The sequence below is a fragment of the Nitrospirota bacterium genome, from assembly GCA_023229435.1.
GTDB lineage: Bacteria > Nitrospirota > UBA9217 > UBA9217 > UBA9217 > JALNZF01.
The window spans coordinates 199,625-215,700 of sequence record JALNZF010000001.1 but is presented as its reverse complement, the minus strand read 5'-3'; the positions used below and the strand labels follow the sequence as shown (position 1 = coordinate 215,700).

The following is a 16,076-nucleotide window of genomic DNA, read 5'->3' as shown; positions in this document are numbered from 1 at the left end:
ACACTGCATTTTCATGCCTTCATTCCTCTGTTAACGTCTTGTTTTTTGATGAGTAATCATTATTATTACTTTGTTATATTTAACACAATACATGTAGTGCGTCAATATATTTTATATCAATATATAGTGTTTGCAATTACCCTTTGGAGAAGCACGTTGCTTTCTTCGTTCATGCAGCTAACAAGCAATGAGCAACCAAAAACAGGGGTGTTCTTCGAAAGAACACCCCTGTTTTTGGCTTTTATTGTCTTTCACTCATTTAGCCTTTAAATACTTTTTTCATGATCCCCACCCCAACAAGACCTGCGCCAAAAAGAACCATCGATGCTGGTTCAGGCACTGTAGCCACACCAGCTAACGCCAGTGAGGGGATACTCATGACCATAATTATCGCTGCCGATAGATTTTTCTTCATACTGCCTCCTTGTCTTATTATTGCCAATATTGATCGTATCCCCAAGACAGCTCATTGGGTATAATATTAGAACTTCTTTGTTATTCTCCTCAAGCCAGCCATACCAGCCAGGCCAAATCCAAGAAGCAGCATGGTTGCCGGTTCAGGAACTTGATGGTACAACTGGTTCTGAACATCACGTTTGCTACTATCGACAATATTGAGCACCTGAGTTCCCCAGGAATGTTGCAAATATGTGTAATTGTTATAATTGAGCAGATCAAGGGACCAAGGAGTCCCGATTAATCCATGATAAGAACCTGATACCTGCAGACTCCACATTGTCTTCTGCAGATCGGCCTGATTTATCTTGTTGTCATTTAACTCATCAGCGTATTCTCCACTCGCGAACCTATAAAAAAGGTAATCAACCGATTCTTTAAGAAGAGGGCCATTGGTACCTACCCTGTTTGAGATACCCTTTACTTCATACCACGTATTTGGATAGATGTACACATGTTCCTGAATGCAAAATGTGTCATATGAACCTGATACGAATCCGTCTTTGCTCTCTGACACCGCATAGGTCATTATACCGGCATTGTCGAGATTGTTATAAGCAATAAGCGTAATCCAATCATCGACGTTTATTGTAGTCGCCATAGCTGTCGGTGACATACACAGTGCAGCTACCAGTATCAGCGCCGATAGTGTTAAATTAAAATGCTTTTTCATGAAGTATCCTCTTTCAATAACGTAATTATTATTTCTTCATTACTACTATTGCAGTATATATGCCATTTTATAACACATTGTTTTTATATTATATTTTTATTTTACTCTTTTCAAATCACCTTTATGTAAGAAAAGCCGACAATATTATAGCAACTGCTATGGATTCAAATAAATAAAGCCATCAGAGTATCTGATGGCTTTATTTAATGGTGCCCCTGGGAAGACTCGAACTTCCGGCACGCGGTTTAGGAAACCGCTGCTCTATCCACCTGAGCTACAGGGGCAGTGATTAAATTGATAATGGCGAATTGAGAATAAAAATGCAGGAATTGTTTCGGCACCCTAACCGTTGTCATCCAACTTTCATTATCCATTTTCCATTGACCTTATTTCTACAACATTTCCTCAAAATCGATTTTTTTCCGTCTCGTGATGACCCTCAGTTTGTTGAGCGCCTGGGTCTCGATCTGCCGGACCCGCTCACGCGTGATACCAAACTCCTTGCCGATACTATCGAGCGTTTTGGGATCGCCATCACCCAGGCCAAACCTCAGTTCAACGACCTTCCGTTCACTCACCGAAAGCTGCTGAAGCCAGTCATCAATATGTTCCCGTCTGCGGATGTCCTCTGAAGCACTCGCCGGCGACAGCGAGTTGGTGTCCTGAAGGATGTCCTTGAGCGTTTCTTCCTCCTGATCGCCGATAAGCATGTCCAGAGAGTAGGTCTCTCGCACTACCTGTGAGATGCTCCGTACCTTATCGACGGTGACCTTCATTTTTTTTGCAATTTCTTCTATTTGAGGATCGCGGCCCAGGGTTTGTGTGAGTTGGCGCACCGAGCGCATGTAGGAATTGACGATCTCGGCGATATGGACAGGCAGGCGAATAGTTCGTGTTTGATTAACGATCGCCCGTTCAATGGATTGTTTGATCCACCACGAAGCGTAGGTGCTGAACTTGAAACCGCGCTGGTACTGAAACTTTTCCACGGCCCGGATCAGGCCAAGATTTCCCTCTTCGATAATATCCGAGAACTGCAAACCCCGATTGATGTATTTTTTTCCGATCGCCACAACGAGCCGGAGGTTCGCCTCGATCATTTTGGCGCGGGCATCCTGGTCGCCCTTCTCGATCTTCTTGGCAAGCTCCTGTTCCTGCTCAAACGTTAAGAGGGGTGTCTTGCGGATTTCCTTGAGATAATACTTTATGGCATCAAGGCCCTTCGATGCCGGGATCTCGGATGCGCCATCAGACGAGGAGTCCGTACTTGCCTGCTTATCTCTATTTTTACTGTCCTCGCGTTCCTCGCTGTAGGGATCTGAGCCTATCAGATCATCAACCGGCCGTTCCCTCTCACTCATGAACACCTCGTGTCGTGCAAAATAGGATTCAAGGTGCTCCTTTTACTGACTCGTTCCCGCGAACAGTCATTGAAAAAATGGTCGGGGCGAGAGGATTTGAACCTCCGACCCCTTGGTCCCGAACCAAGTGCGCTACCAGGCTGCGCTACGCCCCGACAAAACCGTCTCATAATATACTAACTAAATCCGCATGTCAACACCGTTAGAGATGAATAACGGATTATTTTGCCGCAGAATAAACCTTCATCCCGGACGGCGAACGCATGCTGCGATAATGCCAACAGGGTCAACGACTATTTTTCTTTTGTGCCGCTGCCATAAAATTATCGAAAGCTTCTTGATAGTAGTCTTTCTTTATCCTGATAAGGCTGGGAACGCGCCCTTCATACAGTTCCCTGCCCTCTTCAACATCCTTCCTGAGAAGATCATAAAAGGTCCCGTTCTTAAGCCCTTCGATCACCGCCTCCTGATTATAGAGGGCGATATCTGATACGATGATCCGCGCGAAACGTCGCGCCTTCTCCACGGCCTCGGGATCGGCTTCATCCACCCGGGGAATATTGCACTCCTCTTTCTGAAAGATCGAGGCCTCGAGACTGAGCGACTCGGGATACAGCGCGGACCCGTCCAGCCCGTCCGAAGATCCAGTCCTCTGAACTGCGGACCCGGATGGAATCGCTTCAGGGAAAGAGCGTTCCGTCTGCGCGTGATGCTGGGGACTGAGCAGAGCTGACTCGAACTCCCGTGCAGGAGGCCGTGACATCTCCGGCAGATCGTGGTGAGCATGGTCTTTGATCCCGCGTAATTCAGCTTCGACCTGTTCAGGGAAAATAAGTTTGCGCAGCTTGTTCACCAGAGAATCCGGGATGTGGTGCTTTTCGATGTAATCGTCTGCGCCATACAAGTTGGTCGGCGTACGTTTATACCGCCGCATGTCATACACCGAGGAGAGCAATATTATTTTGATCGATGATGTCTCCGGATTATTCTTCAACCGTTCGCAGAGTTCGAAGCCATAGATGCCCGGCAGCCCCACATCAAGTACCATGCCCCGAGGTTTGTTCTCGATCGCCTTCCTGAGCGCTTCAATGCCGTCAGCCGCGGTATCCACCTGGAATCCTGCTTCTGACAGAAAATCAGCGACCATCTTTCTGACAACATCGCTGTCATGCGCAACGAGCACCAGGGGGCCGGATGCTGACGCAGGAGGTGCGGTTGGAACTGGTGTTGCAATGGTTCTTGAGGGCATTGATGACGCCGGGGCCGGCTTCTGAACCGGGATCACATTTCCGCAGCGCGGACAACGCACCTTCACTCCCTTGCCGGATATCTTGGCATCATCGATCTTGAGTTTTGCGCCGCACTCACAGGAAACGATCATGGATAGCGAAATCCCCTCTTACCGCCGGACAACACGTCTCTGCGCTTGAACAATCCTATCAGGAATATCCCGGCTACGAAACCGGCGACATGCGTACGCCGTACCTCCACCCGAGCCGGCAACATAACCGGACAATTATCGCGATCAGTTTCACCCGTATACGAAAGACCGTCCTCAAGATACAAGAAATAGTATGCTTTGTCAATAAAATGGAACGGTCAATCCAAAGTGAGAACGCTAGGGCAGGTCGGGCATGTTTTCATGGAGCGATGAGTATAGCGCAGGACGACATTTATTTTCGCTTCTTAATTGCAGATTCCTTCACTTCACTGACATAATTGGCGGTAAAAATATAATCATCGATATAATCTCGTTTGCCGTCTCCGTTCAGATCGAACTTTTTCAATTTCGCGGATTCTCCGGCTTTGAGGAAAACAGTAAAGTCAGCTGCAGTCATCGAGCCCGATCCGGTTGGTTTCATGCTGATCTTCGGCGTGATCGTCAGAGGAAATACCATTTTCGCCTCTCCCCGAGATATGGCAAAGCCAGCCTTGTAGCCGCCTTTTTCAGGAATAAGCTCAATGATCCACGTATTCGTGTTGTCCGTATCGCTTTTCAAGGAAACAAGCCGCGCTCCCATGACCGCAACATCGGAAAACGTTATTTTTCCCGGAGGCGTCAGGAATACAACCTTCACCACGGATTTCCCGTCCGAGAACGCTATCGGAGGTTCTTGCCTGCACGCCACACCCGCCTGGTCGAACAGAGCGATGAACGCCTTGGGTGTCCGTTTACCACGGTACGCCTTGAAACGAGCAAGAACGCTTTCCTGGCTATAAATTCCCATATCCCCTCTTTGCGCATTTGATAGGGTGCCGCTGCTACTCATGACACTGTCGGTCTTCTCCCTGGGCATATTCGGTTCTCCGGTGGACTCCTGTGTTAACGGCAGCTCATTTTGCTCTTTTGCGATGCCTGTCTCTAAAGTCGGTTTGGCTTCTTCCCGCTTGCCCGGCTGACTAACAATAACGATCATCGAAGACGGCGCTACCGCTGTCACCGAATCATGAGCCTCGGTTAAAGCGGCACTGGTTGTCCCCTCGGCAGTTGTGACAGGCGGGTTGCTGACCTGCACTATTGTCGTGAGTGGAGCGCCATTGATGTTTGAGAGTTTGGCATTAAGAGAAGTGATCGTGCCCTGGCCATTTCCCAGAAGGTCAAAACTCAGCGTGGCGATAAGACCGTTGCCCGTAACAGGGGCCGTGCGGATAATCGCAATGCGCAGGATCCCGGGGACATTCGGGTTGACCGCCGTCATTGCTCCCGAAATCAATGGACCTACAACAACCCGGGGATTGGAAAGGGTTGCGGCATCATAGGAAAGTGTAATATCCATCGAGGCGACACCAGTCATATCGCTGCCCGTAATCTGAAATATACCGTTGTCTGTTGAAGACACTGACAGAAGTGCTGCGGATGCAATGGATGTCGGAACAAATAGAAGCGGCAAAATAAAAGACGACAACAAGATAGCGATAAAAACCTTTTTTCTCATATGCACCCCTCAGTAAATAAAAGCCCCTGCATGGGGTCGCGGCTCGCACATCAGGGGCAACATTCCGAAATTATGGCTGGGATCAATGCTAATGTATATCAGCGGTTAAGAATGCGCTCAGACCGCTGATTGCGCTTCCATTCAGATTCTTCGCTGTCATATTCACAGCGCTAAAATCCGCCTGCGTCGGATTACTACCTACCGCAATATCGCAATTCACCGTGACGAATGCCCCGGTGCTGAAGCCGTTCTAATTCGCGTGGATATTCTGATGAGGGTGGTTCGGCATTTTCACTGCGGAAATAATCAGGGTCGCGTGTCAACTCTTGTATTGATTGAAGTTGAGACGAGACCCTGATTTGCTCTCCCGTGTAAAACTCAGTCGTCTACTTCAACTTTTTTACATTTTAGGTTGCCTGTCTCATTTGAGGTGCATAATAACATTCCTGTGTGAACGCCCATAAAGTGAAAGCTGGTAGGTACATAATAAGAACCCGGTTTGTCAGCTTGACTAATACCATTCCAAGTTGTGCAACCTGAAATTAAGACAGTAGCCGAGGCCATCAATCCCATCGCAACTAAAATATTCTTCATATACCCCTCCCGTGCCGGTTATTTGTTATACAATATTTGTGTACCCTTAAAACAGTATAAACGTCAACTATTGATTATTGATTAGATACCGACCATGTAACACCTTCTGAGCTTGATATTGGCATCACAAATGTTCTCTTTTCGCTGGCTTTTGCCGTGCCGACAGGGTAGAACATACCAGACTGGTAGGCATCGTCGGAAATGTAATGTCTTACCGGAATATTCAGCAGCATTAAAGCTTGTTACTGTGTTAGACTTCCACAACAAGCACCTCCTCCCCTGCAATGCCAAATACCACAGCAACAAACAAACCCAACATCACTTTGACTACAGAGGTTCTTGCAAAAGTCTTTATTCGTCATTCCCGAAGTCTTTATCGGGAATCCAGTATCCTTTAAAAGCAAACACTTCTGGATACCCGCCTTCGCGGGTATGACGGCAAAAACGGTTTCTTCGATACATTTGCAAGAGGCTCTACATTCCTTCTTATGTCCTATCTCCCTGTTTGCGACCCAGAAAGATACTGTTAGACGCCAATCGCGCGACTTACCCTCCGGGCAAGTTCGTCGGAGTCGAGCCACTGGTCGAAATCAATTTGTTGCATATCATACGGCACAGGACGATCTTTAAGATTGCAATAAAGTGATGTTCTTAGTGAATGTCAGCGGTTAAGACTGCGCTTAGACCGCTGATTGCGATTCCATTCAGATCCTTCGCTGTCATATTCACAACGCTAAAATCCGTCTGCGTCGGATTACTACCCGCCGCAATATCGCAATTCACCGTGGCGAATTCCCCGGTGCTGAAGCCGTTCGGATTCGCCAGAACTATGTGCACCGTGCCGGATGACGCTGTATAATTCGCAACGACACTCGAGTTCGAAACAGCGAGTCCTGATGCCGTCACAATTCCGCTGTCTGTCTCGGGAGGATTAGTCGTGCTCTTGATGGTAACGCCCGCCGGCAGATGCATGGTAATGTCAATTCCACCAATTTGCGTACCCGTTGCGAGGGTCCCTGTTGCGGATAGTTTTACTATCGCCTGTGTGGACTGCGTCGTGGTGTTGCCTCCCGTGGTGTTGCCTTCCGTGGTCCCGCCGCCACCACCGCCACCGCATGCTGAGAAGAGCAGGGCCGACGTCACAAGCAGCAAAAGAATGATAAACGATGTTTTCTTCATGTAGTATGCCTCCTAATGTATGTCTCCTCCCCGTAGATCAAAGGAGGATTGATGGATTAATTCTTTCACGTCGTTAGAAACTAACCAGCCCTACCGATTTCCTCAAGATGACCACAACATCGCCGACATCAATCACGTCGTCCGGCTGTGGAACGTCGCTCACCAAGGGGGCGACATCGGAATGGGACATATCCGTTGCCGTAGCTGTTATAAGTCCGGCTGTGATCCTGAGCGCACGGAGCGCATCGGTGACTGCAACTCCTCCGCCGTCAAGATCACCGTCCGGCGGAATGATGCTTGCAGTCATGCTCGCTGTCATGGCAGCAAGACTGTAATTGGGAGCGTCTGTTCCGCTGAGGGTTATCCCCGAGACTGCAACAGGTTTGTTCTGGCCAACACTCTTGTCGTTGAATGCCGCCGAACCGCTGACCGTAAGCACATCTCCGGCAATGCGGTTGTCGGTAAAGGTAACCTGAGCCGCTGCCGTGCTGTCGTACATCTTGTCCGCGGCCGTTGCCGTTATGGTTAGCTGGATAGGAGTGATGTTCGCGCTCGCGCTTGCACTCGCCGCCGCGAGCGTGTAGTTGCCCACGTCTGCGCCGCTGATCGCAATGCCGGATATACTCACCGGTTTGCCCGTGCCGACGTTCTTATTGGCGAAAACATCAGTTGTAAATGAAATGTTCAACACATCCCCGCTTATCCGATTATCCTCAAGGGTTACGGTTGCGGCCGTAGTACCGTCGTACACCTTGTTGCTGCCAATTGCGGATACCGTCAATGACCGCGCCGTTATGCTGGCAGTTAGGTTTGCGGTCGTTGAAGATAGGATGTAGTTTCCGGCATCCACGCCGCTGATGGCAATACCGATCACGCTGACGGTCTTGCCGACGCCAACGCTCTTGTTTGCAAATGCGGCCGTTCCGGCAATGGTGACCGCATCCCCTGGAATTACGTTGATGTTAAACGTAGCTGATGTTGTTCCGTCATAAACCTTGCTATTACCGCTGAAGGTCAGCGTGAGTGCCGTTATGTTTGCCGTTGAGCTTGCAGTCGTCGATGTAAGACTGTAGTTCCCGGCACCCCCGCCGCTGATAGTGATACCGGTTATGTAAACGGCTTTTCCCGTACCCATGGTCTTGTCGGCAAATACCGCAGTTCCACTGACCGTGAGAACATCTCCAACCAATCGATCATCACCATACGTTACGGCTGCCACAGTCGTGCCGTTGTAGACTTTGTTCAAACCGGTTGCGGTGACTGTCAGCGATCTCGCGGTGATATTCGCGGTAATCCCAATCGGGTTTGTGACCGTGTAGTTGCCTGCCTCCGTACCGGACAGAGTGACGCCCGTAACAGATACCGCCTTGCCGGTCCCGACGTTCTTGTCGCTGAACACTCCGCTCTGTCCGCTGAAGGAGACTATATCGCCGGAGACAACACCCGATAACGCTCCGCCGGTCAGTGTTGCCGTTGTGTTTCCATCATAGGTTTTGTTGTTTGCTGTCATGCCGGTGACAGTGATCCCTTTGGAAGTAATGTTCGCGGTCAAGCCAATCGGGTTTGTGATCGTGTAGTTGCCCGCATCAACACCGGACAGCGCTATCCCTGTCACCATGACCGGCTTGGCAGTGCCGACGTTCTTATTATCAAAGGTACCTGTTTGTCCTGAGAATGTGACGACATCAACTCCGCTAACAGCTGCCAACGATCCACCGGTAAGGGCAGCGTTGGTATTCCCATCATAGACCTTGTTCGATGCAGTCATACCGTTTATCGTTAGGTTCTTTGGTGTGATATCTGCGGTCAGCCCTGCGGGATCAGTAACGGTGTAGTTGCCCGCATCGGTTCCGGAGAGCACGACGCCAGTCACTGTGACCGCTTTGGCGGTGCCGACATTTTTATTATTGAAGGACCCCGTCTGGCCGGTGAACCTCACTGAATCCCCTCCCACAACGCCAGACAGCGCGCCGCCCACGAGCGACGCAGCGGTAGTGCCGTCGTAGATCTTGTTCGATGCGGTCATGCCGGTAACGGTAATCGCCTTGGGGATGATGTTCGCTGTCAGGCCGATCGGGTTTGTGACCGTGTAGTTGCCTGCATCCGAGCCTGAAAGTGTTACACCCGTGACCGTTACGGTCTTGGACGTGCCAATGCTCTTGTCGCCAAACGTTCCGCTCTGGCCGCTGAAGGAGACGATGTCGCCGGAGACAACACCCAATAACGCTCCGTTGGTCAGCGTTGCAGTTGTGTTTCCGTCATATGCCTTGTTGCCCGCTGACATCCCAGTGACGGTTAAGTTTTTTGCGGTAATGTTCGCAGTCGCGTTTACGGTTGTTGCGGCCAATGCATAATTGCCCGCATCCGAACCGCTGACTGATATGCCTGATACGCTAACTGTCTTGCCGGTTCCGATGTTCTTGTCAGCAAAAGTAGCGCTTGTCCTCGTGATTGTAAGATTGTCGCCTGAGACCCGGTCATCGCTCAGTGTAACAGTCGCTGTCGTAGTTCCGTCATAGACCTTGTTGGCAGCTGATGCGTTAACCGTCAATGAATGTACGGTTATGTCAGCGATCGTGCTAGCCATATTCGCCGCCAGCGTGTAGTTGATGGCATCCGTTCCGCTGATCGCAATTCCCGTAACACTGACTGTCTTGCCGGTTCCCACGTTCTTGTTCGTGAATACCGCCGTTCCAGTGATAGTCAGTGAGTCGCCTGCCACTCGATTGTCACCGTAAGTGACTGTTGCGGTGCTCGTGCCGTCATAGACTTTAGTAACGGCTGTAGCAGTAACGGTTAACGTTTTTGCTGTAATGCTGGCCGTAGTGCTCGCTGTGGTTGAAGCCAGGGTGTAATTGCCCGCATCCGTACCGCTGATCGCAATGCCAGTCACATTAACAGTCTTTCCGGTTCCGACGATCTTGCTCGCGAATACGCCCGTTCCAGTGATCGTCAGTGCGTCGCCTGCCACCCGATTGTCACCGTAAATGACTGTTGCGGTGCTCGTGCCGTCGTAGACTTTATTTACACTTGTAGCGGTGACGGTTAAAATTTTTGCGGTAATGTTCGCAGTCGTGTTTACGGCTGTCGCGGCCAATGCATAATTGCCCGCATCCGTACCGCTGATCGAGATACCGGTTACACTTACGGTCTTGTCGGTTCCAACGGTCTTGGTTGCAAATACCGCGCCTATGTATGCGCTTGTCACAATGTCGCCTGCGATACGGTCATCTGACAGTGTGGCTGTAGATGTGACCGTACCGTCATAAACCTTATTAACGCCTGTGGCTGTAATAGTTAACGTTTTGGCGGTGATATTGGCAGTCGCGCTTGCCGTGGTCGCGGCCAAGGTGTAGTTGGCGGCATCGGCACCGCTGGCCATGATGCCGGAGACGCTGACAGTCTTGCTGACGCCGACATTCTCGTTTGCGAATACTGCAATTCCGCTGATTGTCAGTGTATCGCCTGCCACCCGATCATCGCTATACGTGACGGATGCGGCAGCCGTGCCGTTGTAGACCTTATTAACGCCTGTTGCTGTAACTGTCAGAGATTTTTTAGTTATGTTTGCGGAGGCGATTGCTGTATTCGACACCAGTGCATATTTTGCAGCGTCAGGGCCGCTGATAGAAATACCCGTCACCGTGACTGTTTTGCCTGTGCCAACGCTTTTGTCGGCAAAGGCTGCAATGCCGCTTACCGTGATATCATCGCCTGCCATACGGTCATCACCGAAGGTAACGGTTGCAGCCGCTGTCCCATCGTACGTTTTATTCGCTGCACTGACAGTGACATTCAGCATTTTGCCGGCCACGGTCAGCGAATCATTCGCACCACTCATGGCAAAAAGCCCTGAGTATGTTGCGGTCAATATATGACTTCCGATATTGGGCTGTGTAATAGTGAAAACTGCCGATGCTGCAGGCGGATTGGAACCATTTACAGCGGAAAGCGCTTGCGTTGTTGCGGAGCCGCCGTCCACGCTCAACAGGACATTTCCGGTAGGTGTATTCGATGCCGAACTAACCAACACCGTCACTATCCCATTGGCGCCGTATACCACAGAAGGAGCATTGATCGTCGTTGTCGTCGCAATGTTTTGCGGGTCAAGAACAAACAAAGCGAGTATCTGGTCTATATAATCCGACGGGTTTCCGGAATCCGTCACTCTGACCGTGAATTGCGTGCCCTGTGCATATACCTGCGCAGGTGTTCCTGATATCTGGCCTGTTGAAGCGTTTAATGAAATTCCGGAAGGCAGGCTGCCGGCAATGATCGAATAGACATACGGCGATGCTCCACCGGAAGCAAGGATCGTGTCCGTATACGGTACACCCCTGACAGCTGTCTTGAGACTCGTAGTGTTTATGCTCACTACGGTATAGGTCGTAACATCGTAATGCTTTGTGGCTTTCTGCATTGGATTACTTGAGTCAGTCACCGCAATCGTAAAGGAAGAGGTCCCGGCGCTGATCGGCGTGCCTGTTATTGTAGCAACAGTCGGCGATGATTGAAGGGTGAGACCCGCTGGAAGCGTTCCACTGTCCACAGTCCAGGCATAGGGTGGGGTGCCAAGCTTTGCCCCGATTGTAGTTGTATATGCCTTTGTGACCCTACCATTGGGTATGGTATTGGTGTTAATATACAGGCTGTCATACACATTCATGCTGAAGGTCTTCGTCGCGGTCTGCGCCGGGCTGTCACTGTCGCTCACCCGAATGGTGAATGAATAGGCTTGCTTTGTCGTCGGCGTACCGGACAACACGCCGGTGCTGCTGTTCAGTGTGATACCGGAAGGAAGTGTCCCGCTCTGCAAAAGCCACGAATAAGGAGGTATGCCGTTGCTCACGTTTAGAGCGTAGCTGTAGGGAGTCCCCTTCGCCCCATCAGGAACGGCGCTCGTTGTTATCGTCACGGTGTCGGATACATGCATGAAAAACTCTTTTTGAGCAGTCGCACTACTTGAGTCCATCACGGTCAGCGTGAAGATAAAATCGCCGGCTTCCGTTGGAGTGCCGGAGAGCTGGCCGGTTGCAGCAGCGAACGTCAATCCCTGCGGAAGCGCCCCACTGGTGAGCGCCCACGTGTACGGGGATGCGCCGCCCTTCGCAACAAAGACTATCGGGCTGATTGCAACACCTTTTTTGTTACTCGCAAGTACAGCCGTCGTAGTGATTGTCAGCTGGGTCCAAATGCGTATGCCCAGGTTCTGCGTGATGGTTTGATGAACGGGGTAGGTACTGTCGGTCACCGTGATGCTCACGTTCGTCAATCCCGCCGCAGTCGGTGTTCCGGAAATGATACCTGTAGCTGTATTCAACGTCAGCCCTGCAGGCAACTGGCCTGTCATGCTGAAAGTATACGGCCCGATGCCGCCAGCCAGCCTAATCGCCTCTGAATAGGCAGAGTTCAAGAAACCATTCGGCACCGACGCAGTTAGTATCTGGAGGGGATTGGAAACCTTGATGTTGAAATCTTTATACGTTATCCTGCCGTCTGCATCGGCTACTGAAAGAATAATAATTGAATTGGTCGCCGTTGTCGGTGTGCCCGAGATGATGCCTGTCGATCCATCAAGTGAAAGACCAGCGGGCAGGCTACCGGAATAGACGTCCCACTGATATGTTCCATAGCCGCCAGTGGCCGTGAGGGTCTGATTGAAGGATGAGCCGACGATGCCGTCATTGAGCCTCGTTGTTGAAATAGAAAGAGCATTGTCAATATTGAGGGTAAATTGTTTGGCTACGTTACGTCCTGAACTGTCGGACACGTTTATTGTAAAATTATGTGATCCGAGAAGGGCTATGGGAAATTTGATATTGTCAATTTTCGAAAAGGTATTTACCCTGGTAACGTTACTATTGTATGATTCCCATTTAAAAGTATGCACTCCTGCAGTAATGGCTTGCGCATATGCATTGATTACATTGTAATCAATGTGATACCAGCGTTTTTTTTCAACGCCATCAACATAGAAAATAAGATGCCCACAAAAATCATTTCCGCAATAAAAATAGTCGGTGAAATCAAAAGAGATATTTCCAGCCGTGCAATTTACCGTAATCTGAGCAGTTGCTGTAGTGTAATGTCCATCTAGAAATAGCTTATTCTCGCTATTAATGTAGGCATTACTGACACTCCACGACTTGTTCAATACACCTGACTCAAAGTCTATTGTATCAGTAATCTTATTCGTAATATTGCCGAGATTTGTAAGATATAGGTCTAAAGGAAAATCTCCTGAATACGAAAAAGTATAGGGTGCGGTACCTCCGGTGACATTTAGGCTTTGTTGATAAGATGCACCTATCGTGCCCCTATCTAAAAGAGAAGGTGTAGTAATTGTCAGCGGTGCTGTTACTTCAATAGTAAACTCCCTCTCAGAATATAAAGCATTATTGTCTGTCAAGCCGACAGCAAAAGTATAGGAGCCGACAATAGTAGGAGTTCCCGAAATGGCACCATTATATATATTTAGGTTTAGCCCGGGCGGAAGTGAGCCATAGGCTGTTGAAAACGTGTAAGGATATGAGCCACCGGTGACCATTACCCGGGAGCTATACGCATGACCTGTATCCGCTGGTGGAAGTGATGTGGTTATGATATTTAGCGGGCCAGTCGTAGGTAGCATGACGTTTAGCGTCTTCACCTGCCCAGCTTCTAAAACGATATTTTTAACAGTTACTGTCTGATAGCCTATTGCGCTAAAGGTGACGTTATACCAAGTATTGTAATTAATACCGTTAATAGAGTATATGCCACTGCTGTCAGTCTGGGTTGTAGTCCCGCCTAACACTGTAACGGTTACGCCCGCAATCGGACCGCCTGTTGCAAATGATGTAACTGTTCCAGACAACGCAGTCCCAAGTGATCCTTTTTGTCCAAGACGTACGGGCCATACATATTCACCACTGGACTTGTTAACGTTGTATGCTATGCCATAATAATCGTTTATACCGATGACCCATGCGAACTGCGCATTGCTTACGGAGGTTGTAGATGACCAATAATAGGGCATCACGTTTAAGAAAGGATTACCAGATGGGAGTGCATGGTTTGATTTGTCTGTGAGACTGTAAAGTTCTTTTCTGTTTGGCAATTTCCAGTCATTGTATCCCAAATAGTTATTGCTGTTCAGACATTTAATATAGTCTAGTGCCTGTTGCCACGTTTTTAACCCACCGGGGCTACACGCAGACGGTCCGGGCGAATTTGCATTCTTCGTCCATACTAAATATGTCAGACCATCGATTACAGTATTGCCGTTATCCGCGAAGCGCGTAGTAGGCCAACTTATGCCCTTTTGCAGGGCTCCATCGTCATTTGCATAGTAGCTAGCGGACTGCCCGGTTTTCCAAACTGCCGAAGGCACTATCAATAAAGTCTGGTCGGTCCGCACAGGCCATCCATAGCCTGAATTAGATTTAGAGTTTGAATCGTACACTGCACCAACGCCCATGTCGAGTACCCATGCCATAGCAGAGTACGTAGAATAGCTAGTGGACGTCCAGTATAGTCCCGCCTGCGTACCCGCAAAGCCCTGTGAGTTAAGCCACATTGCAGGATTCGCTTGTCCTGCATTAACGAGACTTTCAAGCTCATTAACATTAGGTAATCTCCAATCATTATATCCACACAAACCACTGCCCGTATTGATGGCCGAAATATAATCCATTGTCTGCTGCCACGTCTTATATCCGGGTAGATTGGCATTCTGCACCCACATGAGGCCAGTGAGGTGATCTGTTACGCAATTGCCTTGGATAACAAATCTAGGTTGAGGCCATGACACACCAGACTGCAATTCGCCATCCTGTCCTGTTGATGAACATGTTACAATATTACCCGTACCATCATAGCATATGGTCTGGCCAGTCTTGGGAAGATCAACAGGATAAGAGGTCAACGTTTGAGCACTTAGGACTCTATCGACTGCTAAAAGGAAAAGTCCTGAATACTTTACTGCTTGATTGAGTTGATATCTAAGAAAATCTACTTCATAGGGAGCACCACCCAATAAAGGGTTCATCATAGCAGTTTCATACGTAAATGAGAACTGGTCATCAGAATCCGAACCCGGTGTTTCGTAATATCCTTTCGGTCCATCGTCACAAACATTAGGCATAGTAGAAGTCGCCCAATTATCGCCACACCAGTCGTCACCGGTACCCTTATGCCAATAGGTCGTAAATACTGGGCTGCTCACAACAAGGTTAATCGTATTATTCCTTGCCCTTCTGTAGTATTCCGTCGGAGTCGGGCTGTCAGTTTCAGCAATGGTGTACGACGCGTAAAAAGGATTCTCATGCGCGAATATCTCCCAACCAACACCTTCAAAGTTATCGCATATAGCCGGATTAAAGGGGCAGCTATCTAATGCGGAGGTAGCTGCATGCTTGATATTCAAAGCGTGTGCAGGTACTGCCATATCTTCAACTAGATGAACTGCATATCCCAGATTCGATACCGCAGTCGCGAGAGCGGCTGAGTCACCAGGATCCGCTATGTATGCTTGATAAGCTGTCAGAAAATTCTGATAAAAAATATCAATTGGACCGCCATTTCTTGTGCCATCGCCGCGGTGCGCGGCTTTGTCCCATTCAGTGCTTAGGGCAGCATTATTATGGAATGTATAGTCCATAATATCCGCCAACTTATCCTTAAGAAACTGATTTTGCAGTTTCCCCTGAATTATCGAGCTGGTCTGCTTACTGATCAGATCATGAGTAGATTGGATGTTTGCATTCAGCGTTTCCGACCACCATGCATGCGATACATTGGCCATTACAGAAATCAGTGCAAATACCACCGTCATCACCACCAACAATGTCTTTCTCACAACAGCACCTCCTGGTACTTTTTTATTGGTTATCTGTC

General features: G+C 49.1%; 8 protein-coding genes and 2 tRNA genes. All 10 read right to left on the bottom strand.

Annotation, left to right across the window (positions count from 1 at the left end):
• Positions 1-259: 259 nt before the first annotated feature.
• The 10 genes from M0R70_00905 to M0R70_00860 all read right to left on the bottom strand — a co-directional run bounded on the left by M0R70_00905 (position 260) and on the right by M0R70_00860 (position 16,038).
• Complete coding sequence (locus tag M0R70_00905; protein MCK9417918.1) at positions 260-415, bottom strand: PEP-CTERM sorting domain-containing protein; 156 nt, start codon at positions 413-415, stop codon at positions 260-262.
• Between the two features lie 66 nt (positions 416-481).
• Positions 482-1,129 carry a PEP-CTERM sorting domain-containing protein gene (locus M0R70_00900; GenBank protein ID MCK9417917.1) on the bottom strand — a complete coding sequence of 216 codons (648 nt, stop codon included), beginning with the start codon at positions 1,127-1,129 and terminating at the stop codon, positions 482-484.
• A 207-nt stretch (positions 1,130-1,336) separates the two neighbouring features.
• Positions 1,337-1,413: transfer RNA gene (locus tag M0R70_00895), tRNA-Arg, on the bottom strand.
• Positions 1,414-1,521: 108 nt separating this feature from the next.
• Positions 1,522-2,490, bottom strand: a complete 969-nt coding sequence (locus M0R70_00890; GenBank protein MCK9417916.1) for a sigma-70 family RNA polymerase sigma factor — start codon at positions 2,488-2,490, stop codon at positions 1,522-1,524.
• A gap of 78 nt (positions 2,491-2,568) precedes the next feature.
• A tRNA-Pro gene (locus tag M0R70_00885) sits at positions 2,569-2,645 on the bottom strand.
• A 131-nt stretch (positions 2,646-2,776) separates the two neighbouring features.
• Positions 2,777-3,871, bottom strand: a complete 1,095-nt coding sequence (locus M0R70_00880) for a zinc-ribbon domain-containing protein (protein MCK9417915.1) — start codon at positions 3,869-3,871, stop codon at positions 2,777-2,779.
• Between the two features lie 292 nt (positions 3,872-4,163).
• Positions 4,164-5,426, bottom strand: coding sequence for a cohesin domain-containing protein (locus tag M0R70_00875; GenBank protein MCK9417914.1), 1,263 nt, complete (start codon positions 5,424-5,426; stop codon positions 4,164-4,166).
• Between the two features lie 378 nt (positions 5,427-5,804).
• On the bottom strand, positions 5,805-6,020 hold the full coding sequence (locus tag M0R70_00870) for a hypothetical protein (GenBank protein MCK9417913.1): 216 nt from the start codon (positions 6,018-6,020) through the stop codon (positions 5,805-5,807).
• A gap of 651 nt (positions 6,021-6,671) precedes the next feature.
• On the bottom strand, positions 6,672-7,199 hold the full coding sequence (locus tag M0R70_00865) for a hypothetical protein (GenBank protein MCK9417912.1): 528 nt from the start codon (positions 7,197-7,199) through the stop codon (positions 6,672-6,674).
• Between the two features lie 73 nt (positions 7,200-7,272).
• Positions 7,273-16,038 (bottom strand): YDG domain-containing protein, encoded by an 8,766-nt coding sequence (locus M0R70_00860; protein MCK9417911.1) that lies wholly within the window; start codon positions 16,036-16,038, stop codon positions 7,273-7,275.
• Between the last annotated feature and the right edge of the window lie 38 nt (positions 16,039-16,076).

Coding starts and splice junctions, on each gene's coding strand:
- M0R70_00870 (MCK9417913.1), bottom strand. CDS start 6,020: ATGAAGAATATTTTAGTTGCGATGGGATTGATGGCCTCGGCTACTGTC.
- M0R70_00875 (MCK9417914.1), bottom strand. CDS start 5,426: ATGAGAAAAAAGGTTTTTATCGCTATCTTGTTGTCGTCTTTTATTTTG.
- M0R70_00890 (MCK9417916.1), bottom strand. CDS start 2,490: ATGAGTGAGAGGGAACGGCCGGTTGATGATCTGATAGGCTCAGATCCC.
- M0R70_00900 (MCK9417917.1), bottom strand. CDS start 1,129: ATGAAAAAGCATTTTAATTTAACACTATCGGCGCTGATACTGGTAGCT.
- M0R70_00905 (MCK9417918.1), bottom strand. CDS start 415: ATGAAGAAAAATCTATCGGCAGCGATAATTATGGTCATGAGTATCCCC.
- M0R70_00880 (MCK9417915.1), bottom strand. CDS start 3,871: ATGATCGTTTCCTGTGAGTGCGGCGCAAAACTCAAGATCGATGATGCC.
- M0R70_00865 (MCK9417912.1), bottom strand. CDS start 7,199: ATGAAGAAAACATCGTTTATCATTCTTTTGCTGCTTGTGACGTCGGCC.